The 25444-nt window shown below is 62.9% G+C and carries 22 protein-coding genes; 12 read left to right on the top strand and 10 right to left on the bottom strand.

The window, feature by feature from the left end:
* Positions 1 to 102: 102 nt before the first annotated feature.
* Positions 103 to 540 carry a MarR family winged helix-turn-helix transcriptional regulator gene (locus ACRDT3_RS12490; protein WP_431493283.1) on the bottom strand — a complete coding sequence of 146 codons (438 nt, stop codon included), beginning with the start codon at positions 538 to 540 and terminating at the stop codon, positions 103 to 105.
* 92 nt (positions 541 to 632) lie between these two features.
* Here ACRDT3_RS12490 and ACRDT3_RS12485 point away from each other — a divergent pair, with 92 nt between their 5' ends.
* On the top strand, positions 633 to 2081 hold the full coding sequence (locus ACRDT3_RS12485) for an MFS transporter (protein WP_431493282.1): 1449 nt from the start codon (positions 633 to 635) through the stop codon (positions 2079 to 2081).
* 182 nt (positions 2082 to 2263) lie between these two features.
* On the opposite strand, the gene ACRDT3_RS12480 is transcribed toward ACRDT3_RS12485, so the two are convergent.
* The 5 genes from ACRDT3_RS12480 to ACRDT3_RS12460 are packed head-to-tail and all read right to left on the bottom strand — an operon-like array spanning position 2264 to position 8155.
* Positions 2264 to 3016 carry an SDR family NAD(P)-dependent oxidoreductase gene (locus tag ACRDT3_RS12480; RefSeq protein WP_431493281.1) on the bottom strand — a complete coding sequence of 251 codons (753 nt, stop codon included), beginning with the start codon at positions 3014 to 3016 and terminating at the stop codon, positions 2264 to 2266.
* 26 nt (positions 3017 to 3042) lie between these two features.
* Entirely contained in the window at positions 3043 to 4479 is a 1437-nt protein-coding gene (locus ACRDT3_RS12475; protein WP_431493280.1) for an MFS transporter, read from the bottom strand.
* Positions 4480 to 4489: 10 nt separating this feature from the next.
* Entirely contained in the window at positions 4490 to 5713 is a 1224-nt protein-coding gene (locus ACRDT3_RS12470) for a M20 family metallopeptidase (protein ID WP_431493279.1), read from the bottom strand.
* A complete protein-coding gene (locus ACRDT3_RS12465; RefSeq protein WP_431493278.1) occupies positions 5710 to 6945 on the bottom strand; it encodes a PLP-dependent aminotransferase family protein in 1236 nt (411 codons plus the stop codon). Before ACRDT3_RS12465 ends, ACRDT3_RS12470 begins: the two co-directional genes overlap by 4 nt.
* Positions 6881 to 8155 (bottom strand): M24 family metallopeptidase, encoded by a 1275-nt coding sequence (locus tag ACRDT3_RS12460; RefSeq protein WP_431493277.1) that lies wholly within the window; start codon positions 8153 to 8155, stop codon positions 6881 to 6883. Before ACRDT3_RS12460 ends, ACRDT3_RS12465 begins: the two co-directional genes overlap by 65 nt.
* Positions 8156 to 8311: 156 nt before the next feature.
* Between ACRDT3_RS12460 and ACRDT3_RS12455 the strand changes: the two genes are divergently transcribed.
* From ACRDT3_RS12455 to ACRDT3_RS12430, 6 genes are all read left to right on the top strand, one after another.
* Positions 8312 to 9208, top strand: a complete 897-nt coding sequence (locus ACRDT3_RS12455; RefSeq protein WP_431493276.1) for a LysR family transcriptional regulator — start codon at positions 8312 to 8314, stop codon at positions 9206 to 9208.
* 24 nt (positions 9209 to 9232) lie between these two features.
* On the top strand, positions 9233 to 10129 hold the full coding sequence (locus tag ACRDT3_RS12450) for a LysR family transcriptional regulator (RefSeq protein WP_431493275.1): 897 nt from the start codon (positions 9233 to 9235) through the stop codon (positions 10127 to 10129).
* Positions 10130 to 10236: 107 nt separating this feature from the next.
* Positions 10237 to 11541: an aspartate aminotransferase family protein gene (locus ACRDT3_RS12445; protein ID WP_431493274.1), complete on the top strand. Its 1305-nt coding sequence runs from the start codon at positions 10237 to 10239 to the stop codon at positions 11539 to 11541.
* Positions 11538 to 13028, top strand: a complete 1491-nt coding sequence (locus ACRDT3_RS12440) for an NAD-dependent succinate-semialdehyde dehydrogenase (RefSeq protein ID WP_431493273.1) — start codon at positions 11538 to 11540, stop codon at positions 13026 to 13028. Before ACRDT3_RS12445 ends, ACRDT3_RS12440 begins: the two co-directional genes overlap by 4 nt.
* Positions 13029 to 13078: 50 nt before the next feature.
* Positions 13079 to 14191, top strand: coding sequence for an alanine dehydrogenase (ald, locus tag ACRDT3_RS12435; protein WP_431493272.1), 1113 nt, complete (start codon positions 13079 to 13081; stop codon positions 14189 to 14191).
* 666 nt (positions 14192 to 14857) lie between these two features.
* Positions 14858 to 16348: a SulP family inorganic anion transporter gene (locus ACRDT3_RS12430; RefSeq protein ID WP_431493271.1), complete on the top strand. Its 1491-nt coding sequence runs from the start codon at positions 14858 to 14860 to the stop codon at positions 16346 to 16348.
* A 10-nt stretch (positions 16349 to 16358) separates the two neighbouring features.
* On the opposite strand, the gene ACRDT3_RS12425 is transcribed toward ACRDT3_RS12430, so the two are convergent.
* Positions 16359 to 17399 carry a diguanylate cyclase domain-containing protein gene (locus ACRDT3_RS12425; protein WP_431493270.1) on the bottom strand — a complete coding sequence of 347 codons (1041 nt, stop codon included), beginning with the start codon at positions 17397 to 17399 and terminating at the stop codon, positions 16359 to 16361.
* Between the two features lie 132 nt (positions 17400 to 17531).
* Here ACRDT3_RS12425 and ACRDT3_RS12420 point away from each other — a divergent pair, with 132 nt between their 5' ends.
* The gene (locus tag ACRDT3_RS12420) at positions 17532 to 18227 is read left to right on the top strand and encodes an EAL domain-containing protein (RefSeq protein WP_431493269.1); all 696 of its coding nucleotides are present in this window, start codon (positions 17532 to 17534) and stop codon (positions 18225 to 18227) included.
* On the opposite strand, the gene ACRDT3_RS12415 is transcribed toward ACRDT3_RS12420, so the two are convergent.
* The 3 genes from ACRDT3_RS12415 to ACRDT3_RS12405 form a co-directional block, all read right to left on the bottom strand.
* Positions 18189 to 18410, bottom strand: coding sequence for a hypothetical protein (locus ACRDT3_RS12415; RefSeq protein ID WP_431493268.1), 222 nt, complete (start codon positions 18408 to 18410; stop codon positions 18189 to 18191). The two genes, ACRDT3_RS12420 and ACRDT3_RS12415, sit on opposite strands and share 39 nt — an antisense overlap.
* Positions 18407 to 19846, bottom strand: a complete 1440-nt coding sequence (locus ACRDT3_RS12410; protein ID WP_431493267.1) for a glycosyltransferase family 2 protein — start codon at positions 19844 to 19846, stop codon at positions 18407 to 18409. The genes ACRDT3_RS12415 and ACRDT3_RS12410 overlap by 4 nt, the downstream gene beginning before the upstream one ends.
* 202 nt (positions 19847 to 20048) lie before the next feature.
* The gene (locus ACRDT3_RS12405) at positions 20049 to 21662 is read right to left on the bottom strand and encodes an AMP-binding protein (RefSeq protein WP_431493266.1); all 1614 of its coding nucleotides are present in this window, start codon (positions 21660 to 21662) and stop codon (positions 20049 to 20051) included.
* Positions 21663 to 22031: 369 nt separating this feature from the next.
* On the opposite strand from ACRDT3_RS12405, the gene ACRDT3_RS12400 reads away from it, so the two are divergent.
* The 4 genes from ACRDT3_RS12400 to catA all read left to right on the top strand — a co-directional run bounded on the left by ACRDT3_RS12400 (position 22032) and on the right by catA (position 25400).
* Positions 22032 to 22922, top strand: a complete 891-nt coding sequence (locus ACRDT3_RS12400; protein WP_431493265.1) for a LysR substrate-binding domain-containing protein — start codon at positions 22032 to 22034, stop codon at positions 22920 to 22922.
* 15 nt (positions 22923 to 22937) lie between these two features.
* Positions 22938 to 24059 carry an enolase C-terminal domain-like protein gene (locus ACRDT3_RS12395; protein ID WP_431493264.1) on the top strand — a complete coding sequence of 374 codons (1122 nt, stop codon included), beginning with the start codon at positions 22938 to 22940 and terminating at the stop codon, positions 24057 to 24059.
* Positions 24060 to 24070: 11 nt separating this feature from the next.
* Complete coding sequence (gene catC, locus ACRDT3_RS12390; RefSeq protein ID WP_134779117.1) at positions 24071 to 24349, top strand: muconolactone Delta-isomerase; 279 nt, start codon at positions 24071 to 24073, stop codon at positions 24347 to 24349.
* A 193-nt stretch (positions 24350 to 24542) separates the two neighbouring features.
* On the top strand, positions 24543 to 25400 hold the full coding sequence (gene catA / locus ACRDT3_RS12385) for a catechol 1,2-dioxygenase (protein ID WP_431493263.1): 858 nt from the start codon (positions 24543 to 24545) through the stop codon (positions 25398 to 25400).
* Positions 25401 to 25444: the final 44 nt, after the last annotated feature.

The raw sequence follows: 25444 nt of genomic DNA, 5'->3' as shown, positions 1-25444 counted from the left end.
GGGCGGGCACAGAAATCGCCAGTATTGTTGAAAACACCTCTTGAAGGTGCGAGTGATGATCGTAGAAGTTCCCGTTGGATATTGCCCAGCGGGAACTTCTCTTTAAGCCCTTTTGGCTTCGCTGTACTCTTCGATCGAGCTGTTGAAGCGATTCAGGTACTGGGCGAACTGCTCGACGTCCGCAGAACTCCAATCCCCCAGGATCTGCTCCAGCGCGGTGATGGAAAGCGCGCGGGCGTCTGAAAGCTTCTCGGAGCCGCTGGCGGTCAGGCAGATCTTGCGGGCTACATTCCCCTGGGGATCGGCAATGCGTTCCAGGTGCCCGTCCTTGATGGCCGCGGTCACCTGGCGCTGCAGGGTTGAATTATCCAGGCGCAGCGCATGGCTCAGTTCCGCGATGGTCATGGGCCCCTGCCCGTCAATGCGGCTCATCAGCAGGTACACGCTGCGGTCCAGTTCTCCCGAATGGCGCTGATGAGCGATGGTGTAGCGGCTGAGCATCATCTGCTCATATTCGATATCTGCGATGCGGCGCTTCATCCCGGCCCTTCCTTCTGGCATTTCTCCATCATACCCTTGGTATGTAAGATACATATGGTATGTAGGTTACATATTCACTTCGGAAGGCTCTCGTGCCCAAAACCCTCCCCGCCGGAAAATCCAGCCCTGGATTCATCGTTGGCATCCTTGCCACCGCAGGCATCGCCTCATCGCTCACGCAAACGATGGTGGCCCCGCTCATCCCGCAATTGCCGGAAATCTTCAGCACCTCACCGGACAACACCGCGTGGATCATTACCGCTACCTTGCTGGCGGCCGCAGTGGTCATGCCGATCTCGGGACGGCTGGGAGACATGTTCGGCAAGCGCCGCATCCTGCTCATCCTGGCCATTCCGCTGATCCTCGGCGGCCTCGTCTGCGCGCTCGCGCCGAATATCGCGGTGATGATCCTTGGGCGCACCCTCCAGGGTTTCGGCTCGGGCATGATCCCGCTGGGGATCGCCATGCTCCGCGACCTGGTCGACAAGGAGCGGTTGCCGGCGGCGATCGCCACGGTTTCGGCCACCCTGGGTGTCGGCGGGGCCATCGGCCTGCCCCTGTCGGCAGCCATCATCCAGTTTTCCTCGTGGCGCGTGCTTTTCTACTTCGGTGCAGCCATCACGCTGATCGTGGTCCTGCTGATTCTCAAGTACATCCCGGCAGTTGGCACCCCCAGCCGCAATAGCCGCTTCGACTGGCCCGGAGCCATCTGCTTAGCCATCGGCTTGATCTGCCTGATGCTCGGCGTTTCCAAGGGCTCGACCTGGGGCTGGGGATCGGCCCAGGTTCTCACCTTGCTGATTGCCGCAGTGGCCATTTTCGTCCTCTGGGGCTTCTGGGAACTGAAGACCGCCAGCCCGCTGGTGGACCTGCGCACCGCCGCAATCCCCCGCGTGCTGCTGACGAACATCGCGTCGATCTTCGTGGGCTTCGGCATGTATTCCAGCTCGCTGGTCATGCCGCAGATTCTGCAGATGCCCACTGAAGCCGGTTACGGCCTGGGGCAAGGAATCCTGGCCGCCGGCCTGTGGATGGCACCGGCAGGCTTGATGATGCTGGTCCTCTCCCCCGTGGGCGGACGGCTGACTAGCGCCAAGGGCCCCAAGTTCACGCTTGTACTGGGCATTGCCATCATGGCCATCGGCTATGCGGTAGGACCGCTGGGCATGTCCAGCACATGGGGCCTGCTGGTGACCAGCCTGGTCATCAACAGCGGTGTCGCCCTGGCCTACGGCGCCATGCCGGCTATCATCATGGGCGCAGTGCCGCGCAGCGAAACTGGTGCCACCAATGGCTTCAACACCCTGATGCGCTCCTTGGGCACCACCTCGGGCGCGGCCATCATCGGCCTGGTCCTTGCGGACATGACCATTGATTTCCATGGCGTCGTCTTGCCCTCTGAAGCGGGCTTCCACATGACCTTGTGGCTTGGCGCCGGCATCTGCCTGGTGGCCGCGATTATCGCCGCCTGCATTCCGGCGATGCCCAAGCCGAAGCTCGAAAGCGTTGACCAGCCGGAGCAGCTGGCCAGCGCCAAATAGGCCTCGTCCCGGCTTTCAAGCAATCCGATGCTTCAGCCTAGGCGGCGCATAGGAAGCGCCCTTAGAGTTGAAAGCACCTCATGAAGGTGCGAGTGATGATCGGGCAACTCCCGCTGGGCAACCAGCGGGAGTTGCTTGTTAACGAGGCCCTTATCCGAGACCGCAACTGGCTGCGATACCGCCTACTTGGCCAGATAGCCGCCATCAACGGGCAACGAGGTGCCAGTGACGTAGCTGTTGGCCGGATCAGCGAAATAGGCCACGGCGCCCGCAACGTCTTCTGGCAGCGCAACCCGCCCCAACGGGATCGCAGCCGATACTTCGCGCTCTGTAGCCTCGGGGTCCTCTTGGGAGGCCAGCCAGTCCTTGAACATCTGTGTTCTGGTCATCCCGGGGGCCACTGCGTTAACCCGGATATTATGCTCGGCCAGCTCCACGGCGGCGGCTTTGGTCAGGGCGAGCATCGCTCCCTTGCTGGCGCTGTAAAGGCTCATGGTGGGGACACCTATGCTCGCCAACCGCGAAGTGATGTTGATAATCGACCCGCCACCAGAATCGCGCATCGCCCGACCCGCGGCTTGCAGGCAAAAAATTGCCGAGAAGGTATTGATCTCGAACGCCTCGCGGATCTCTTCTTGGGGTGAGTCCAGGACCCAGTTGATGTGGTCGATGGCCGCGTTATTGACCAGCACATCCAGCCTGCCGGCCTTGTCCAGGACACCGTCGACCAAGCTCTCGGGGGCCCCGGGAGCAACTAGATCAGCCTGGATAAAGCACCCATTTTCGCCCAATTCGCTCGCGACCTCCTTGCCGCGTTCGGCATTCCTTCCGCTGATCACGACGTAAAACCCGTCTTTGACCAATCGCCGGGCAATCGCTATACCGATTCCCGAAGTTGCGCCCGTTACCAATGCCACATGCTGGGTCAGTTCCACGAATGTATCTCCCTTGATTCCGCTGATTACTTGTTTGCCGTCGGCCCGGTCCGGCGCTTGGAGGCGCCCACCAGGTTTTCGCCGCGCTCCAGACGCAGCCGGTCGTCGCTGCCAGGAATCACATTGCCGCGCAGCGAGCGACCCGCAGTTTCCCGGAAAGTGAGCACTGAGACGAGCCCGATGATGCCGGCTCCCATCAGATACCATCCGGGGACCAGATCATTTCCGGTGGCTCCAATGATTGCCTCGTTGGCTACCGCTGCGGTCCCGCCGAAGACTGCGGTGGACAGGTTGTACCCAATAGCGAATCCGGAGTACCTAACGGAGGTGGGGAAGAGGGCTGGAAGGGCGGACGAAATTGTGGACAGCAATACGACCAGCAAAAGACCCAAAGTTCCGATTCCGGCGATCTGGCCCCACAGCCCTCCCGCTTGCATCAGCTGGACAGCCGGAACCGAAAGCAGCACGAAACCCGCGCTTGCGGTGACCAGCAGCGGCTTTCGGCCAATCCGATCGCTCAATGCCCCGAGCGGGACGATCAGGGTGATCATGACCAGCTGGATGAGAACGAGGGTCAGGTTGGCTTGGGTCCCATCATGGCCCAGTGTTGCCGTGAGGTAACTGGGCATGTACGTCAGCACCAGGTAGAATGCCACATTGACCAGAACTATGAAACCGAAGAGCTTGAGCAGCTGCCACGGGTATTGGAGCAGCAATGCGCGCAGCGCCTGGGGCGCAGAGCTAACGGTGTTCCCCTTGCTGGAATCATCGGTGAAAGTCTCGGATTCTTCCAGATGCCGCCGCATCCACAGCGCGATCCCGCCCAAGACCAGAGTCAATGCGAACGGCAACCGCCACCAGCCAGCCATCATGCCCTCCTCGCCCACCGCAAGGGTGAGCATCGTGCACAAGATCGCGGCAGCGCTGAACCCGGCCAGCGTTCCGAATTCCAGGAACGAACCGTACTTGCCGCGCTTGTTATCCGGCGCATGCTCGCTCATGAAAACCGCTGCACCGGCATACTCGCCTCCGGCGGAGAATCCCTGGATCATGCGCAGCAACACCAGCAACGCGGGCGCCAAATAGCCTGCCTGCTCGAAGGTTGGCAACAGGGCGATGCAAGCAGTGGAAACGCTGATCATCACAATCGTGAAGATCAAGATCGTCCTTCGCCCGATCCGGTCCCCCAGCGGCCCCAGCACCATGCCGCCCAAGGGCCGGACGATAAAGGAGATCGCGAAGGTGGAAAAGGCCAGGATCCGAGGCATGGCGCCTGCATCTTCACCGAAAGTGAAGAACAGCTGCGAGATGTAGACGATCAGGTATCCATAGATTCCGTAATCGAACCATTCAATCGCGTTGCCAATGGCCGAACCAGCCACGGATTTGCGTGCTTGCTTCTTTTCTTCCGGCGTGAAATCCGCTTCGCTGCGGATCTTGGGCAGTTGCGCTTGGGTAGTCATGGTCTTGTCCTTAGCTCTGGGACGCTTCAAAGGTGCGCAACGCAATGAGCGCATAAGCGCCCGCCGCGGTGCACAAGTCTCGGATGGAAACACTTTCGTTGGGCTGGTGCGCCTGGGAATTGATTTCGCCTGGCCCCAGCACAACCGCTGGCACCAGGTGGTGCTGCGCAATGAATCCCGCCTCGCAGGATGCCGTCCAGATTCCAGAGGCTCCCGCCGCCCCTAGGTCGCGCAGTGACTGGCAGGCTTGGCGTACCAGGGGCGCCTCAGGTTCAACCAGGAAACCGGGCATGAACATCTGCACCGACCCCTCCAGCCCGATCTGTTGGCCATCGAGGTCCTCGGCGCTATCGAGTTCCTGGCGTGCCGCCACGAGCAGCTCGTCGAGCACCTGCTGCGCATTCTCTCCCGGCAGCAGCCGGCGGTCGATGCCCATCAACGCCGCATCCGGAACGATGGAGGTGCCGTGTCCGGCGTGCAGCGTGCCCACATTCCAAGTCGCCGGGCCCAGGATTGGATGTCCGTGCTGCGCGAGGCGCTGCTTGTCCCGTCCGATGAGCGCTACCAACTTCGCCGCGGCTTCGATGGCGCTGGCGCCATCTGCCGGGCGGCCGGCGTGGGCGCTGGATCCGCTGATGCGCACCTCCATATTCGCGGCTGCACGGCAACCAATAATGGCCACCAAATCGGTAGGCTCGGCGACGATGCAGGCGGCATAGGCGGTGGAGGGCACCGTGTTGACGTAGTGGGATATTCCCAGCGCGTCGGCTTCCTCGTCCACCGTGCAGATCAAGGTCAGCGGGATCTGCGGTGCTTGCTGGTGGACTACTGCCATGGCCTCGATGATCGCAGCCAGGCCGCCTTTCATATCCGTTGCCCCGCGGCCGATCAGCCTATCGCCTTCCCGCCGGGCAGTGAATGCGTCGGCATGCCAGCCGCTTCCGGCAGGTACTACATCGCTGTGCCCAAGGAACAGCATCCCGCCTCCGTTCTTGCCGCCACCGAGGTGAGCCACGAGGTTCGGGCGCCCCTCGGCTACCTGCTGCAGGTGCACCGTTGCCCCCAACCGCTCGAGCATCCCGCATAGTAGCTGCACAGTGAGCTCTTCGTGGCCGCCGGGATTCTCGCTGGGTGCTTCGATCAGCTGCACGCATCGGCCGACCAGCCGATCCTGGTCGATTCGGGCCAGGACCGACCGCTCCAGTTCGGTCACCGACTGCATCGCCAAGCTCACGCCCCGGCCCCGCGCTGGAGCATGTCTTCAATCGCCGCGTGCAGGCGCTGCACTCCCTGCCCTATCCGCTCCGGCGTGGAGGTCGCGAAGCACAGGCGCAGCGCATCGGTGAAGGCTCCGGAATCTGCAAAGGCCGGGCCCGGGATATAGGCCACGCCATGCGCCAGGGCTACCGGGAACAGCTCCTGGGTGTTGATCTGCGCGTAGCGGCCTTTCAAGGTCAGCCAGAGGAAGAATCCGCCTTCGGGGTCAGTGGCCTCGACATCGTCGCCGAAAGTTTCGGCCAAGGCCCGGCGCATGGCCTGTTTGCGCTCCAGGTAGACGCTGCGCAGGGTCCCCACGTGGGTTTCCAAGCGGCCTTGAGCCAGGAAGTCCGCCACCAGCTGCTGCATCGGGGCGTTGGTGCAGGTATCCATGGATTGCTTCGCGCTGATGGCCAAATCGCGCAGCGCAGGATCCAGCTCCATCCATCCCACGCGCAACCCGGGCGCCAGCACCTTGGAGAAGGTGCGCACCGAGACGATCCGGGGATTGCCCGGGCTCAACTCGCTGAAACCCGGGACATCCTGGCCAGCAAAGCGCAACGAGCCATAAGGATCGTCATCGATGATGAACGCTTCCCACTGCTCAGCGAGCTCGATCAGCTTCCGGCGCCGCGCTTCGCTGAGCGTACGCCCCGATGGGTTCTGGAAGTTCGGAATCACATAGATCACCTTGGGGATCTTGCCGCTGGCCGCGACCAGTTCTGGCAACGCCTCGACGATCAGCCCGTCATCATCCACCGGCGCTTCCAGGATCTGCCCCTGGTAGCTCAGGGCCGTGGCAATGCCGTTGGTGTAGGTGGGAGATTCGACGACGATCAAATCACCGGGGTCCACCATCAGCTTGAACGCGATATCAAGCCCCTGCATGCCACCTGTCGTTACCAGGATCCGCTCCGGATCGATCTTCCGGGACTGCCTGGCTCCGCTGGCCACTATCTGCTCGATGAGCTGGGGGTTGCCTTCGGTGGCCGCATAGTCGTACCGCCCCTCGGCTGGCTGGCCGTACAGCAGGGCCAGCTCGGCCTCGGGAATCAATTCCGCATTGGGCGCACCCATGGCGAAACGCACGATGTCGTGGCTCTGGCTGGCCAGCAACGAGGTCGACGAATCGATCACCGACCCCTTAAGCTGGCTGGTTCGGGCAGCAAGGCGTGTTGATACCGGCGTCAGGAAGGATTGCGTAGTCATCGGTGGAGCTCCTCTGGTTGATGATGGTAAGTTCTCGTGGAAGATCGGCCAGGAATTCAATGCCGTTGGCGGCCACGCGAATGGGTTCCGAGACTTCGAAGCCGAATCCATCCAGCCACATTCCCGCGATCAGGTGGAAGGTCATATTCTCTTGCAGCTCGGTGTGCTCGCCGGACCGGAAACTGATGGTCCGTTCGCCCCAATCCGGCGGAAAGCCGATACCGACTGAATAGCCCAGCCGGGATTCCTTCTCGAATCCCCGTGCATTGATGACCCGGGTGAAGGCCCGGGTTACTTCATCGGGCGTGGCGCCCGGGCGCACCCGGGCGAAGGCGGCTTCCAGCCCCTCGATCGTCGCCCCGGCCACGCGCTGCAGCATGTTGCTTGGCTTGCCCAGCACCGCGGTCCGGGCCAGCGGCGCATGGTAGCGGCGATGCACCCCGGCCAGCTCGATGGAGATCGGCGCGTGGGACGGCATCGGGTCTGCATTCCAAGTCAGGTGCGGCGTATCCGCGCCGGCACCGGTAGGAAGCATCGGCACGATCGAGGGGTAATCCCCGGCATAGCCAGTGACTCCCCGGGCCTGCGCCGCCATGATCTCCGCTGCCACATGATTCTGCGGCCGGCCGGGGGCCAGCGCCGCGAGCGCGGTGCGCATGGATTGCGAGGCGACACGACCGGCGACCCGCATCAGCTCGATCTCGTAAGGGGATTTGACCAGCCGTACCCAGTTGACCAGTTCGCGCGATTCGCGCAACTCCCATTCCCCCAGCGTTTCTGCCAAGGCCTGATACATGCGCACCGAGAAGAAGTGCGAATCCCCCTCATACCCAACGGCGAGCTTCCGCCCGAAGCCAAGCTCCCTCAGGTGCTTGGCCACCCAGTCCCCCGGATGGATCTCGGGGCGGTGGACGATTTCCTCGGGATAGCCGAAGACCCGATCCGGGGCGATCCCGCTGGCCGTCCGGTGCGCACCGTGCGCATCCATATGGCGCATGTACAGCAGCGGTTCCCCGTCAAGGGGAAGAACCATCAGCTGCGCGGTATAGAAGGACCAGGCGTTGTATCCGGTCAGGTAGTGGAGGTTCGCCGGATCGCTGATCAGCAGCAGATCCAAGCCCTGTTCTACCATGCGCGCTTTCACGCGTTGCTGCCGGGCGGCGAACTCGGCATTCTCCTGGCTACTGAGGCCTACTTGGGGCTGCACCATTTCTGCTTTTCGGCTCCTTGCGATTTCATGGAAAATTATCTTGTGATCTACACCATAAGACTGGGGTTGGATCAGATAAAGTGGGTGCATCTTGTTCGTATCGTTAAGCAGAACTTACGGGTTGTACCGTGGGTGAATCTGCGCAGGAAGAAGGCCATGCTCGATTTCAAAAGGCTCACTCTGCTGCGAGAACTGCACTCGCGCGGAAGCATCGCGGGCACCGCCCGGATGCTCGGCATCAGCCCGTCCGCGGTGTCCCAGCAGTTGGCCAAACTCGAGGCAGAAGCCGGGTTGCCGCTGCTCGAACAGGTCGGCCGCAGCATCAGGCTGACCCCGGCCGCGCAGCACCTGATTGCCAGCGTGGACGAGGCAGTTTCGGTGCTGGAAGCAGCCAGCGCCGAGCTGGAAACCCGGCGCAGCCGGATCCAGGGGGTTATCCGCTTCGCGGCTTTCAGCACCTTTGCCCGAACCTACCTTCCAGATGCCTTGCGGAACATGGCCATGGTTCACCCCGATGTGGTGATTGAATTCGCGCAGCTCGAACCCAGCGAGGCGTTGGACGCTGTGTCCGGCCGGCGCGCGGATATCGCCATTGTCGATGAATTCACCCATGTGCCGCGCAGGGCGGACTCTGGATTGGTTCGCACATTGATCACCACTGACCAGTTGGATATCTTCCTGCCGCACCCGGTCTCGAGCGTCGCGGATCTGGCCGCTTTCGGCTGGGCCTTCGAACCCCATGGCACCGATGCCCACGTGTTCTCCCGCAACTACTGCCGTGCGCTGGGCTTCGAGCCCCGGGTGCTCTTCGACTCGCCCGATCCCAGGCTGCACTACGAGCTGGTTGCTGCCGGTGTTGCTGCCGCTTTCTTGCCCAGCATGGTGTTCAACCGACTGGGCCCGACCCTGGATAACGTCACCCGATTCGCGCCGACAAAGAGCCCCGCGCCACCTCCAATGTTCCGGGAAATCTACGCCGTGGGACGCCGCGGCAGCAACCTGCGTCCCGCAGTCAAGAGCTTCCTGCACATCTTGAAGACCGTTGCCGCCTAGAATGAACCGCCCGGAGGAAAACACATGCTTGACCTGAATCGCCTTCGGCTACTGCGCGAGGTCAGTTTGCGCGGAAGCATGAGCGCTGCGGCTCGCAGCCTGTCATACAGCCACTCGGCAATTTCCCAGCAGCTGGGCCAGCTCGAACGCGAGACCGGGGTCAAGCTGCTGGAGCGTGCAGGGCGCAATGTGCAGCTGACCAAGGCAGGGCTGGAATTGGTGCGCAATACTGAAACGGTCCTTGCCGCGATGGAAAAGGCCGAAGCCGATTTGGCCAGCTCGCACCAACGTGCCCAAGGCGCCGTCACGGTCGCGGCTTTCGCCAGTATCAGCCGGGCAGCCATTCCGGCCGCACTGACTCGCATCATCGACGCGCATCCCGGCCTTGAGGTGCGCATCCAGCGCTACGAACCGGAGGACGCTATTATGCGCTTGGCCTCGCGCCAGGTCGACGCGATCATCACCGACTCCTTCCCGGGCACCTCCTCGGGCAGCGCCAACGGACTGCACACCACGATCATCGGCCAGGATCCGATCCGCGGATACCTTCCAACGGGACTTCAGGTTCCCGACGCCGAGGCCGCAGCCACCCTGCCGTGGGTCATGGAACCAGCCGAGTCCGCTTCGGCCCAATGGGCACTTCGAGTTTGCCGGGAACGCGGTTTCGAGCCCCGGGTCCAGCATGTTTCCTCCGATCTGCTCTTCCACCTGCGCATGGTCGAGCGCGGTCTGGCAGCAGCATTCCTGCCGGACATGCTCATCCAGGAGACCGGCAGCCGGTTGCAGCCCAGCAACTGGCTGCCGGCCGACCAGAGCCGCACCATCCTGTTCATCGCCCGCAAGGGATCGGAGCGCAATCTGGCCCTGAACGCCGTGCAGCGGGCGCTGGAGGAGGAACTTCGCCAACCCGAAAATATGTAAGTAAAACTGACAGGAATCTGTCGAAATCTTTCGCTTTTCATAACCGGTTTTGATTTCTAGATTGGTATCAATACCAATCACCCTTGACCGGAACGGAGCGAATCCGCATGACACTGAATAATCTGACCCTGCCGGGCTCGAGCACCAGCGCGAGCGTCCTGGAGTCGCCAGCACTCTGGCCAGCACAGGCCCATCTGCCCACCGTTAGCGGACGCCAGCTGGTAGTCGAACGCGGGGCAGGGTCCTGGCTCTACACCCAAGATGGCCGCAAGCTCTTCGACGGTACTGCCGGCCTGTGGCACGCCAACGTCGGGCATGGAAATACCGAGCTCGCCCAAGCAGCCTACGAACAGATGCTGCAGCTGGAGACCTATCACATCTTCGCGCGCTATTCGAACGACAAGGCACTTGCCCTGGGCGAGAAGCTAGCAGAGCTCAGCCCCATCGACCGCGCCAAGATCATCTTGAACTCGGGCGGTTCGGATGCCATCGATGTGGCCTGCAAGCTCGCCCGCCGCCACTGGCAGCGCGAAGGCCGGGATTCGAAGAAGGTCATTCTCTCGCGCGAGTTCGCCTACCATGGGCTTCACGCTTATGGCACCTCGATTGCCGGGCTCGAGTTCAACCGCGAGGGCTACGGCACCGAATCCCTGGTCCCGGAGACCGCTCGCGTCTCCTTCAACGACCCGGCCCAGGTCGAGCAAATGGTCAACCGCATCGGAGCAGAGAATATCGCCGCTCTGGTCACCGAGGCAGTGCAGGGAACCGGCGGCGTCAATCCCCCGGCCCCCGGATATCTCGAAGCCATCGCGCGGATCTGCCGGGAGAACGACATCCTGCTGATCCTCGACGAGGTCATTACCGGGTTCGGACGCATGGGCACGATGTTCGCCGCCGAGTACTACGGCATGGAACCAGACATGATCACCTTCGCCAAGGGAGTGACCAGCGGCTACGCTCCACTGGGTGGCGTCATGGTTGCCCCGCACCTCTGGGAGCCGTTCTACCTCGATTCCAGAGATACCCCGATCTTCCGCCATGGAGCCACGTACGCCGGGCACGCCACCGCGAGCGCGGTTGCGCTCAAGCACTTGGAGATCCTGGAACGCGACCAACTAGTGCCAAGGGTGGCCCAGCTCGAATCCACCTTACGCACAGAGCTCGACGCACTGGCGGGTCGAAGCGAAGCTGTCACCGAAGTGCGCAGCGCAGGCCTGCTGGGCGGGGTCTGCCTGCACGAGTCACTGTCCGCCGAGCAGGTCTGCGACGACTTGGTGGAGCTGGGATTTATCGGACGCCCGCTGCGCGGCAACACAATCCAGATCAGCCCACCGTTCATCGTCACCGACGGCGAGCTGTCCACTTTCATCAACGCCATCGGCGAAGCCATCAATGCAAGGAGCGGCAAGTGAGCACCTCAACGCAGCAAGGGACGCAGCTGATCGCCGCTGATCCGCGTTACACGGCCGAGGCCGATGCAGCCATCGCCACGCTGGATGGCCCCGCGCAGGGCATCGCGGTCCATGATCCGGCCACCGGTGAACTGATCGCCCGCATCCCGGATTCTTCGACTGAAGATGCTCTGGCCGCGGTCGGCCGCGCCGATGCGGCCGGCGCCGACTGGGCCGCCCAAAGCCCCCGGCACCGTGCCCAAACACTGCACAGCTGGTACGAGCTGCTCATCGAGCACGGAGAGCAAATCGCCAAGCTGATCTCCCGGGAAATGGGCAAGCCGCTGGCGGAAGCGCGCGGCGAGGTGAAGTACGGAACAGACTTTGTGCGCTGGTACGCAGAGGAGGCGGTTCGCCCGGCAGGCAGCTTCCAGCCGGCCCCCGATGGCGGAGCCGATATCCTCACCCGGCGCGCCCCGGTGGGGCTGGCCGTACTGATCACCCCTTGGAACTTCCCACTGGCCATGGCCACCCGCAAGATCGCCCCGGCCCTGGCCGCGGGCTGCCCGGTGGTCATCAAGCCTGCCACCGCCACTCCTCTGACCACATACTACGCCGTGCAGCTGGCCATCCAAGCAGGAGTGCCCGAGCAACTGCTCCAGGTGGTTTCCACCTCGGATTCCCCCGGTTTCAGCACAGCTGTACTTTCCGATCAGCGTGTGCGCAAAGTGTCATTCACCGGCTCCACACCGGTAGGCCGAACGCTGCTTGAACTCGCCTCGAAGAATGTGCTGCGCAGCTCCATGGAACTGGGCGGCAACGCCCCGCTGCTGGTCTTCGACGATGCGGATTTCGAACGCGCCATCGAGGGAACCATCGCTGCAAAGCTGCGCAATGGCGGCCAATCCTGCATTGGTGCCAACCGCATCTACGTCCAGTCCGGCATTGCCGACGAGTTCGCTGCCGAGCTCGCCCGCCGCTTTGCCGCAGTGAAGGTCGGCGCCGGACTCAGCGATACGTCCGGGATCGGCGCGCTGATCGATGGCCGGGCCGTTTCGCAGATGCAGGCCTTCACCGAAGATGCCCTGGACCGAGGCGCCCAGCTGCTCACGGGCGGCCACGGCTATGGCAGCATCGGACACTTCTATGCTCCCACGGTACTGGACCATGTCGACGCTTCCGCACAAGTCGCCCGGGAAGAGATCTTCGGCCCGATTGCAGCGATCCGCCGCTTCGATACCGAGCAGCAGGTTCTGGGCTGGGCCAACAACACGCAGTTCGGACTCGCCGGCTATGTGTTCACCCAAGACCTGGACCGCGCGATGAATGTCGCCGACCAGCTGCAAACCGGCATTGTTGGCATCAACCAAGGCGTGCCCTCCAACGCGGCCGCGCCATTTGGCGGAGTCAAGCAGTCCGGCTTGGGGCGCGAAGGAGCCAGCGAAGGCCTGGAGGAATACCAGTCCGTGCGCTTTTACAATATTTCCCGCCGTACCACCACCCGCTAACCGGGTTTTGGATCCCAAACCACTACCAATACAAAGAAGAGAGTCCGACGATGCACATCTCAGTTGTCAAGGAAATCAAGCCAGCCGAGCAGCGCGTTGCCATCACACCTGCCGGTGCCGCAGCGCTGACCGCCAAGGGGCATGCAGTTCACGTCGAGTTCGGCGCGGGAGAGGATGCCGGTTTCAGCGATGAGCAGTACGCTGCTGCCGGGGCCATCCTCGCCACCCAAGCCGAAGCTTGGGCCAGCGCGGAACTGCTGGTCAAGGTCAAGGAACCGATTGCCGCCGAATACCAGTTCCTGCGCGAGGACTTGGCGCTGTTCACCTACCTGCATCTGGCGGCCGACCGCCCCCTGACCGAAGCGCTGCTGGATGCCGGCACACTGTCCATCGCGTACGAAACCGTCCAGGACCACACTGGTTTGCCGCTGCTGACGCCGATGAGCGAAATCGCAGGCCGCTTGGCGGCGCATGCGGCAGCCACCTACCTGACCGGCCCTGAAGGAGGACCAGGCAAGCTGCTGGGCGGTTCGCCAGGCGTGGCCCCGAGCCGGGTTCTGGTCATCGGCGGCGGTGTGGTCGGAACCCAGGCCGCGCAACTGGCATTGGGCATGCAGGCTGAAGTCACCATCCTGGAAATGTCGCCGTCGCGCATCCGCCAACTTGGCGACCTGCTCGGCAACCGGGCACGGGTCCTGATGAATGACCCGCTGACTCTGGAAAACGAGCTGTCCCAGGCCGACGTGATCATCGGCGCCGTACTGGTTCCCGGTCGCGCTGCGCCTAAAGTAGTCACCCGCGAACAGCTGGGCCTGCTCAAGCCCGGGTCGCTGCTGGTGGACGTCGCCATCGACCAGGGCGGTGCCTTCGAAACTTCGCACGCAACCACCTACCAAGATCCGATCTTCGAAGTGGACGGGATCCGGCACTACTGCGTAGCAAATATGCCAGGCGGAGTTCCGCAGACTTCCACCAAGGCGCTGACCAACGCCACCCTGCCCTACCTGCTGCAGCTGGCGAATCAGGGCGTCGAGCAGGCGTTGGCATCGAATCCGGCCTTGGCCAAGGGTGTCAATACTCGCGGCGGACGCATTGCCTACTCAGGTGTCGCCTCAGCCTTCACGGACCTGCCGAAAGCCGGAACCCAATCGTCGCTAGTCTGATGCTCCCGGCGCAATGGAATCAGGATGCATGGCCTACGCGCAGTGCATGCTTATCGCTTCCACAGAATGCCAACTTAGAGTAGTAAGTACCTCATGAAGGTGCGAGTGATGACGTAGAAACTGGCACTGTCGGTCTTGCGACAGTGCCAGTTTCTGTATCCAGAACTATTTGCCTGCTTCTCAACAGCTCGCGGAACTGTGGAATGCGCGAACGTCGCTGAAGAAACTTATCGCGCCTGTCGATCCGCAGTTGGACTGGATCAGTAGCATGCAGAGGAAAACCGGAACGAACAGCCCTAGCGCCGTGATGGCTAGCAATGCCCAATTCACTGCCTTGCGCGCATGCTTGATGTTTTCTGCCACGGTAGCTCCTGAATGGTTTTCTTGCCCGTATTCCTGCGGCGGCAAGGTGCTCCCCAAACCTGCAGCCAGCGCTCAGCGCCAGCATAGCTTCGCGCCCTAGATTGATAAGTACCTCATGGAGGTGCGAGTGATGATCGAGAATTCCCGGCCGAAGCTTTCGGCCGGGAATTCGAATTTAAGATCATGGCGCACCTTTTGTAGCGCAGATCTCCAGCTCCGCCGAGCATAGCCAACCTCCGGTGCGATAACGTAGACGGGATCCCGCTTTCCTATCCCTGGGACCCCTGACGGAACGGAGCCCCGGTGAGTACCGCGACCGCTGAACTGACGCCCCTGCAACGACAGTCGGTGCTGCGCACCCTGAAGTCCCCGCGGTTGCTGAAAACCGAGCTGCTCGCCGGCCTGGTGGTATCCCTGGCGCTGATCCCCGAGGTCATCGCCTTCACCGTGATCGCCGGAGTCGACCCGCGCGTGGGCATCTTCGCGTCCTTCACGATGTCAGTGGTCATCGCGATCACCGGCGGGCGCCCAGCCATGATTTCAGCTGCTGCCGGTGCGGTAGCCCTGGTGGTCGCCCCGCTGGTGCGCACCCACGGGGTGGAATACCTCTTCGCGGCGGTGGTCCTGGCCGGCATCATCCAGGTATCCCTGGCCCTGCTGGGCGTGGCCAAGCTCCTGCGCTTCATCCCGCGCCAGGTGATGATCGGCTTCGTCAACGGCCTGGCCATCTCGATTTTCTGGGCGCAGATGCCCGAGCTGCGCAATGTCCCATGGATGGTCTACCCGCTGGTGATCCTCGGGGTGGCCATCGTCTGCTACTTCCCGAAGATCACCAAGGCGGTTCCGGCACCGCTGATCGCGATCGTGGTGCTCACCGCGATCACCATCTTTGCCAAGGTCGCCGTTCCGACCGTGGGAGACAAGGGCGAACTGCCCGATTCGCTGCCGATCTTCCACCTGCCCGGCGTGCCATTGAACATGGAGACCCTGCAGATCATCGCGCCCTATGCGATCGCGGTGGCCTTCGTGGGGCTGCTCGAATCGCTGCTGACCGCCAAGCTGGTCGATGACATCACCGATACCCCGTCGAGCAAGACCCGCGAGTCCTGGGCGCAGGGCACCGCGAACATTGTCACCGGGTTCTTCGGCGGCATCTGCGGCTGCGCGATGATCGGCCAGACCATGGTGGGCGTGAAGGTCTCCGGAGGGCGTACCCGCATCTCCACAGCCTTCGCCGGCATCTTCATGCTGCTGCTGGCGGTGCTGCTCGGGGACATCGTGGCACAGATTCCGATGGCCGCGCTGGTGGCGGTGATGATCGTGGTTTCGGCAACCACCTTCGACTGGCATTCCATCCGCCCGAGCACGCTGAAGATGATGCCCAAGAGCGAAACCTTCGTCATGGCCATCACCGTGGCGCTCACCGTGATCACCAGCAACCTGGCCATCGGCGTGGGCGCGGGCATCCTCTCGGCGATGGTGCTCTTCGCCAATCGCGTGGCGCATATGGTCACCGTGGACCGCAGCTCAACCCCGGATGCCGCCGTGTACAAGGTCAACGGCGAGCTGTTCTTCGCCTCCTCGAACGACCTGTACACCCAGTTCGACTACGCGCAGGACCCCGAGAAGGTCATCATCGACATGTCCGATTCGCACCTGTGGGATGCCTCGACCATCGCCGCCCTGGACTCGATCCGCGCGAAGTACCAGAACTACGGGAAAACCGTGGAAATCCACGGCCTGAACGAGGCCAGCCAGAAGATGCAGGACCGCCTGGGCGGCAAGCTCGCCTAGCCCTAGGAGCTCAGCTTTCCTCTCCGCCATTGCCGCGTTCGGCAGTACGCTGGCGCTTGCAGGAGTACATGTCGCGGTCGGCACGCAGGATCATCGTGCTCAGGTTGTCATTCGTGCGGGCTTCTGCCGTTCCGAAGCTCCACGCCAACTGCGATGACCGCTCGATGCGCTCCATCAACAGCTGCGCCTGGCCCCGGGTCGTATTGGGGAACACCAGCACGAATTCGTCGCCGCCCAATCGGCAGACGAGATCCCCGGCACGCGTCACGCTGCGCAGATGCCGCACCAGTTCCCTCAAGGCCAGGTCCCCGGCTTCGTGGCCGCCCTGGTCATTGATCTCCTTGAATCCATCCAGGTCCAGCAGCGCCACCGCCAGGGGCCTGCGGTATTTCCGCGATGCGAGCAAAGCGGCATCTCCGCGCACCGCCAGCCCGACGCGGTTCAATGCTCCGGTCAGTGCGTCGATCTGGGTTTGCTGGCGGAAGCGGCGCTTGACGTAGAGGCCGACGAACATCCCGGCGACGGTGAAGAAGACCAAGCTCAGCACGTTCAACAGCCCGCTTTGGTGCTCGGTGCCTGCAGCAGGACCGAAGAACACCGAGCAGGGAATGGTGAAAGCCATGATCGGATAAATGGTCCACCGGGTGACAGCCGGTGGAAAGAGCCACGACAAATACAGTGCGATGAGCGGAAACTCCTGGAGCCTGAAGACGATCTGCTCGTGGTTGACCGAGAATCCCACAAAGGCAACGAAAGCAGACAGTTCGGCCAGGGCCCCGAGATAGGCAATCCACAACGGGAAACGGTCCAGCATCGCCCACACGGCGATCACCAGGGCCAGCGCTCCGGCAACCCTGGCTAACGCCAGCTTCTGGACAAGCGGAGAACTGAAATCATTGCCCAGGTTGACCGCATAGAAAAGCAGCAGGAAAACTGCCACCATCCCTGTGACAGCCACTTCCAGGCGCTTGATCCGGCGGAGCCTGGCTGGCAGGAACCGGCTCCACCAAATTCCCTCGTCATCTGCCCGCCGGTCCGTTGTCCTCGGCATGCCATCTCCCCGCTTTCTCGTAAATTCATCGTTACCGCGCGTTCCAGGCCAGCGGCGCGGTAAAATCTCATTCGTAGCAGCCGCCTAATCAGCGCCCAAGTTGCCAGCCCATATCGCCAGGTTAGGTTGACCATGAAGTTCGTATTCCAGCCACTGATCGACCTGCGCTCCAAAACGCTGCTGGGTTTTGAGGCACTGGCGCGCTTCGGCGACGGGCGCCGCCCGGACGAGCATTTCGCCGAAGCCCGGGCCGAAGGCAACCTGGTTGCATTGGAGCTTCGCGCCCTGGACCGCATTGTCCAGGCCAGCCAAGCCCTCCCCGACGGGTTGCTGCTCACCATGAATGCTTCGGGTCCAGCGATCAAGGCGTTCGCGGATTCCGAGCCGGCGCTTGATCCCCGGCTGGCCTGGGGCCTGGAACTGCATGAGCTGTCCGCACCCGAAGTTTGCGATGCCGCCCGCATCAATGCAGATGAGCTCGGCTGCCTGCTGCTGGTTGACGATGCAGGCATCGGCTACGCAACGCGGGGGCGCATCCTCCGGCTGAAGCCGCACATCGTGAAGCTGGACCGTTCGCTTTTCATCCACTACCTGGCATCGACGCAGGCTCGCGAACACGTGGACATCCTGCTGGCCGCTGCCCGTGAGATCGGTGCCAGGACTCTCGTCGAGGGGATCGAAACCGGTGAGCATCTCGATCTGGCCCGGAAGCTGGACTTCGACTATGCGCAGGGCTTCTATTTCAGCCCCGGCGTGGAGCTGGCGGACCTGCCGGCAGCGATGCATGAGCTACACGGACGCCTCGGGATCGATATTCCGGGTTTCTGAGCGCCGTTCCCGCCCCCGCGAGCTGCGGATCCGGATCACCGGCAGCAGCTTGGCCAGTCCCAGAACCAGATAGAGCACGGTGTTGATCGCGACGAACGAAGCGAGCACGGCGAACCAATCACTGAGCAGAACGCTTTCGGGAAGAATGATTCCCCGTGGGATCTGGACGATGTGATTCATCATGAGATGCTTTCCTTCCGTGCGGCACCCGCGTGGTCGACGTGCTTCCAGTCCGCGCTTCGGGCAAAAGCAATATCCCCCACGCCCTTGAGGAACGCAAGGTCCAAGAAGGCGTCATAGACCAATTCCGGAATCACCAGCGCGGCGATGATCCTGGCCTTCCAGCCGCCGTGCCAGACCGTAACCACGCGCTCGACAGCGAAGAGCGCTCCAAGCAGCATCCAGAATGGGAACCACACCCAAGTGTCCATGGAGATCAGCATGATGATCATCAGCGCGAAATAGCTGAACAGCGCGATCACGCCATAGCCGATGCCGATCTGCTGTGCCCAGTACCGCAAAGTCTGCGGGGTGACTCCGTAGGCTCCCAGGTTCTCCAAGGCGCCGCGCTGCCAGCGCAGCCGCTGCGCCCACAGCATCTTCCAGTTGGGCATCAGCTCGGTGACCACCGTGCAGTCCTGCGGCGAAGTAGTCAGCGCGCCGAGGGTTTTCAGTGCGATTGTCAGTTCGTTGTCTTCGGTCAAGGCGGCCGTGTCATAGACTTCGCCAGGGGGGCCCGGAAGCATGCTCCCGCGTGCCGCAGCCACTTCGCGCAGGGCAGTGGCGCGGAATACCGAGGCCGTACCGGTCAGCACGAAGACCCGGCCGTCGCGTCGGCCGATTTCGCGTTGGTAGCGGGTGTATTCATTGCGCTGGAATTGGCCGATCAGCCCATGGCCCTCTTCGCCATGGAACAGCCCGCCCACGGACATCAGCGCGCGGTCCCACGTGAAGCGGTCCCGGGCGGTTTCCAAGAAGTCCGCGCCGATCTGGCTGTCGGCATCCATCACCATGACGCAGTCGTTATCGCCCATCCCGGGCAGGATGGAGTGCAGCGCCTGGTTCAGTGCGCCGCCTTTCTTATGCTTGTTCTCCACCGATTCGAACACCTCGACCCCGTGCTCGCCGGCAACTTGCACGGTCCGGTCGGTGCAGTTGTCGGCAACCACGATGATGCGCGAGGGAGCAAAGCTCTGCTCCTCCAGGGCTTTGAGGGTGTAAGGCAGGGAGGCTTCTTCATTGTGCGCCGGAATCAGCACGGTTACGGTGACCGGCCCGGCGTAGATGCCCCGCGTGCGGGCCATCACCGCCTTGGGCGCCAGCGGCCGGCTCGATTTCTGGATCGGCGTCCGGCGATAGCGCCAGGTGACAAAGCGTTCGCCCAGGACCACCAGCAGCACCAGGACCACTGCGGCGGCAACGGCGAAAACGAGGATGGACAGATCAGGCAGCTCGGTGCTGTAGAAAGTTGTCCAGAGAGCTCCGATCTGGACCCGAATCGGGTTCCACATCAGCGCGGGCTTCTCGCTCATGCTCAAGGCCCACACCAATAGCGAGGCCGCGAGAACGACGATCAAAATGACAGCGATGCCCACCAAGCGGCTGAAATGTTTCTGCAAGTACGTGCCCCAATCACGTTAAGAAATCCTTGGCAACGCCTGGTCCGGATCTGATCCCGGTCAGCGGATCATGCCAGGGTTGCCCAAGGAAGTTACTTGGAAAAACTAGCAGTCAATAAAATCCCTGATGCAGTATTTATGTCCAAGGTCACCTCCACCGACAGCAACGCTTCGCCTCAGTCCCCCGCTTGGCGCTACTTGGCTACAGCTCGATCAATTTCGCCGCGTCCTCGCGCAGCTGGTTCTTGCGGATCTTCCCGGTGACAGTGGTCGGGAAATCCTGGAGGATCTGCACGTAGGCAGGGATCTTGTAGTGCGCCAGATGCCCGGAGGAATATTCGCGGATCTCCTCCACGCCCAGGGGTTCGCGGCCGGCCTTCATGCGGATGCAGGCGCAGATCGCCTCGCCGTACTTCGCATCCGGCACGCCCACCACCGAGACGTCCTCGATGTCCGGGTGCTTGTAGAGGAATTCCTCGATCTCCGCCGGGTAGATGTTCTCCCCGCCGCGGATCACCATGTCCTTGATGCGCCCGACAATGGTGCAGTAGCCATCCTCGCGCATCACCGCCAGGTCCCCGGTGTGCATCCAGCCCTCGTCGTCGATGGCCGCACGGGTCTTCTCCACGTCGTTCCAGTAGCCAAGCATTACCGAGTAGCCGCGGGTGCAGTATTCGCCGGTTTCCCCGCGCTGGAGGGTTTCCCCGCTCACCGGGTCCACCACCTTGATTTCCACATGCGGGTGCACCCGTCCGATGGTGGAGGTGCGGCGTTCGATATCGTCGTCGCTGCGGGTCTGGCAGGACACCGGCGAAGTCTCGGTCATGCCGTAGGCGATGGATACCGCGCTCATCCCCATGTCATCGACGCAGCGGCGCATCACCTCGACCGGGCAGATGGATCCGGCCATGATGCCGGTGCGCAGCGCCGAGAGGTCGTGGTCCTTGAAATTGGGGAGGTTCTGCATGGCGATGAACATCGTGGGCACCCCGTACAGGCCCGTGCACTTCTCCTCGGCCACCACACGCAGCGTGGTTTCGGCGTCGAAGCCCGGGGCCGGGATGACGATGGCCGCGCCCCGGCTGGTGCAGCCCAGATTGCCCATGACCATGCCGAAGCAGTGGTAGAACGGCACCGGGATGCACAGCCGGTCATGCTCGTCCAGGTCGATCATGCCGGTGACCTGGTAGCCGTTGTTCAGGATGTTGCGGTGGCTGAGCACCGCGCCCTTGGGGTAGCCGGTGGTGCCCGAGGTGTACTGGATGTTGATCGGGTCCCCGGGCTTGGTGGCCGCCAGGTGCCGGGCCAGCTCCTCGTCGCTGACCTGTTCGCCTTCAGCCAGCAATTGCGCGTAGTCCCCAGTATCCACGTAGACCACGCGTTCAAGGGTCGGGGTGTCGGCGCGGGTTGCCTCCACCATCGAACGGTAGTTGCTGGTCTTGAATTCGGAGACCGCCAGCAGCAGGCGCAACCCGGAATGGTTGACCGCGTAGGCGTATTCGTGGGTGCGGTAGGCCGGATTGACATTGACCAGGATGACGCCGATTTTCGCGGTGGCGTACTGCGCGAACACCCATTCTGCGCAGTTCGGGGCCCAGATGCCCACCCGGTCTCCTGCCTCCAGGCCGGCGGCCAGCAGGCCCTTGGCCAGCTGGTTGATCTGCGCATCCAGCTCGCTCCAGCTCCAACGCCGCCCGGTGGCCGATTCCACCAGGGCTGCTGCCGGGCCAAAGCGGGCTGCAGTGCGCTCGAAGTTGGCGCCGATGGTCTCTTCGATCAGCTGCGGTTCGCTCTCGCCCTGGGCATAGGCCTTCATCTGTGTACCCCTTCATGGATCACGTCATCGGAATCTGCGCGGGCGCAAAAGATGTGCCCAGCGTCATATTCACACCCTAGCCGCGACCTCCCCCGCTGCCAAGCGCCAGGAGGGGGCCTCCCCTGTGACGGCGGCAGAAGGGACCATGCTGGTTGCCAGCTGGCAACAAGGGTCCCGGGGCAGTTCAGCGCCACCCGACGAGATCCTCGACCCGGAAACTAACCGACGAACACAACACGCCCCACCCATTCATACTTGTAGACTCTCAATCGACCCAGAATAAGTATTTCACCCTCTTGGACCGCCGCGTTAGAGTTGCCAGCAAGCGTCTTCTGCGCATCCGACGCGCGGTCCGACGATCGGAGCACCATGGACACGAGACTACTTCGCTACTTTGTCGCTGTCGCCGAAGAACGCCATTTCGGCCGCGCGGCGGCGCGCCTGCATATCGCGCAGCCCCCGCTCTCCCAGCAGATCAAGCAGCTTGAAGAGACCCTGAATACCCAGCTGCTGATCCGCACCACGCGCAAGGTGGAACTGACCAACGCCGGGGAGCTGCTGCTGCGCCGCGGCCGCATCCTGCTCGCAGAGCTCGACCAGCTCTCCCGCGACGTGCGCACCGTGGGCGAAGGGGCACTGGGCGTGCTGCGCCTGGGCTCAACCGGCAGCGCCACCTCGCGCATCATGCCCAAGCTCATCGAAGCCAGCTCCCAGCAGATGCCCGGCCTGCAGTTGAATGTGCAGGGCGAAATGCTCACCCCGCAGATGGTCGAGGGGCTGGTCGAGGGGCGCCTGGACCTGGCCATCCTGCGCCCGCCGGTGCGCGGCACCGAGGTGGACTACATGCTGCTTGACCGCGACCACCTGGCCGTGGCCCTGCCGCTGGACCACCCGCTCGCCGCCCACGATGAGCTGGACCTGGAACAGCTGGCTGGCGAGAGGTTCATCTGCTACCCGCCATCCTCCGCGGTGAACAACATCATCATGGATTCCTGCCGCCGCGTGGGCTTCGCCCCGCAGATCGCGCAGGTGGCCAGCGAGACTTCCACCCTGCTCACCTTCGTCGCCGCGGGCCTGGGCATCGGGTTGCTGCCCACTACCCACTACCTGCCGCACAGCACCCGGATCACCTTCCGCCCGCTGCGCAACGCACCCGAAGTCGACCTGGCGATCGCCTGGAAGGCCGGCAACGAGTCGGCGCTGGTGCGCAACTTCCTGGAACTGTGCAAAGAACTCATCCCCAAGAAAATGACCCCCTAGAAAGGCTGGACCCCGATGCGAATCCAGCGGATTGAAACAATCCCCTACGCCATCCCGTACAACCACCCGCTGCGCTTTGCCAGCGGAGAGGTGCACACTGCGGACCACGTGCTCATCCGCGTGCACACCGATGAAGGAGTGATCGGCACGGCCGATGCCCCTCCGCGCCCGTACACCTACGGCGAGACGCAGAAGTCCATCGTCGCGATCGTGCAGGATGTCTTCGCCCCGCAGCTGATCGGCCTGGATATCATGGACCGCGCGAAGATCCGCCAGGTGCTGGATAGGACCATCCACAACCAGGTGGCCAAGGGCGCGATCGACATCGCCGTCTGGGACGCCATCGGCCAGGCGCTGGGCACCCCGGTGCACAAGATGCTCGGCGGCTACACGGACTCGATGCGCGTGAGCCACATGCTCGGCTTCAAGCCAGCCCAGGAGCTGCTTGACGAGGCCCTGCGCTTCGGCGAGCAGTACGGCATCACCACCTTCAAGCTCAAGGTCGGCCGCCGCCCGCTCGCCCTGGACATCGAAGCCTGCCGCGTGCTGCGCGAAGGGCTGGGCCAGGACATGGAGATCTACCTGGACGCCAACCGCGGCTGGAGTGCGAACGAGTCCATGGAGGTGCTGCGCCAGACCGAGGGCTTGGGCCTGACCATGCTCGAAGAGCCGTGCGATGCCAAGGAAGCGATGAGCCGCCGCCGCCTGGTCGAGCGCTCCCCGATCCCGATCGTCGCCGACGAGTCCGCGCCAACCGCGGGCGATGCCTCGCGCGAGCTGCTCTCCGGCGGCGCCAACGCGATCTGCATCAAGACCGCCCGCTCGGGCTTCACCGAAGCCACGGAAATCCTGGGCCTGTGCACCGGGCTGGGCGTGGATGTCACCATGGGCAACCAGATCGACACCCAGGTCGGCTCGCTGGCCACCGTGACCTTCGGTGCGGCCTTCGAGGCCACCAGCCGCCGCGCCGGCGAACTGTCCAACTTCCTGGACATGTCCGATGACCTGCTCGCCGAGCCGCTGCAGATCATCGACGGCCGCATTTCGGTGCGCACCGTGCCCGGCGTGGGCGCCGCCATCGACGAATCCAAGCTGGCGCGCTACCGCCAGGACCAAGTACTTTCCACCTCGAACTAAAGGAAATCCCCATGTTGTTCCTCGCCCGTATGGACGTTGTTTTCCCGGACCACCTGACCGCCGAGCAGGTCGCTGACTTCCAGGCCCGGGAAAAGGAGTACTCCGCAAGCCTGCAGCGCAGCGGCAAGATGCAGGGCATCTGGCGCGTGGTCGGCGAGTACGCGAACCACTCGCTGTACAACGTCGAGTCCAATGACGAACTGCACGAAATCCTCAGCGGCTTCCCGATGTACCCGTACATGAAGATCAAGGTCACCGCGCTGGCCAAGCACCCGAATTCGCTGGTCTAGGACTTTTCCGGGCCGGCGGAATCCATCCGTGTCCCAGCCCACAAGTATTGATATTCAAATCATCCCAATGACCACCAAATAAGTATTTCACTCGGCATAGACACTGCACTACATTGAATATCAATCACCCGGGATGATGGGGGTCACAATATGGATCCGCATACGTCACACCACACAATTTAGGGGAGTCACCATGACCACTGAAACTCCAGCAGACGCAACTGCAGCTAAGTCCGGCAACGCCGCCACCGACAGCTTCCGCAACTCCGGCAAGCTCGGCAGCATCGCGACCTCCACCGAGCGCGTGAACCTGCTTGCTTCCAAGCTCGTCAAGGCCGCCACCGACATCATCCTCGAAGAGCGCGTGAGCTACGACGAGTTCAACGCCCTCAAGGCATGGCTGATCAAGGTCGGCGACGATGGCGAATGGCCGCTGTTCATGGACGTATGGCTGGAGCACTCGGTGGAAGAGGTCGCTACCGACCACCGCGAAGGCAACAAGGGTTCCATCGAGGGCCCTTACTACGTGCCCGAAGCGCCTTCGCAGAACACCCCCGCCACCATCTCAATGCGCGAGGACGAGAAGGGCACCAACCTGCTCTTCCAGGGCCAGGTCCGTTCCACCGACGGCAGCGCGCTGAAGAACGCGAAGATCGAGCTGTGGCACGCAGATGAAGAGGGCTTCTACTCGCAGTTCGCTCCTGGCATCCCGGAGTGGAACCTGCGCGGCACCTTCATCGCCGATGCGGTAGGCAACTTCCAGATCAACACCATGCAGCCAGCTCCGTACCAGATCCCTACCGACGGTGCCTGCGGCCAGCTGATCGCCGCCGCCGGCTGGCACGCATGGCGCCCGGCCCACCTGCACCTGAAGGTCTCGGCCGAGGGCCACGAGCTGCTCACCGCCCAGCTGTACTTCCCGGGCGACGCGCACAACGACGACGACATCGCCACCGCGGTGAAGCCGGAACTGATGCTGGACGTGCAGCCAGCCGAATCCGGCAACGGCAAGCAGGTCACCTACGACTTCGTGCTTGACCCAGTCAAGTAGGTCCTAGCGCATCTCCTCGCGGCGGGGTCCCGGCAGCACTGTCG

The sequence above is a fragment of the Glutamicibacter sp. genome (assembly GCF_050701915.1).
Taxonomy (GTDB): Bacteria; Actinomycetota; Actinomycetes; order Actinomycetales; family Micrococcaceae; genus Glutamicibacter.
Note: the sequence above shows the minus strand (reverse complement) of the source record. Positions and strands in the feature narration are given on the sequence as shown.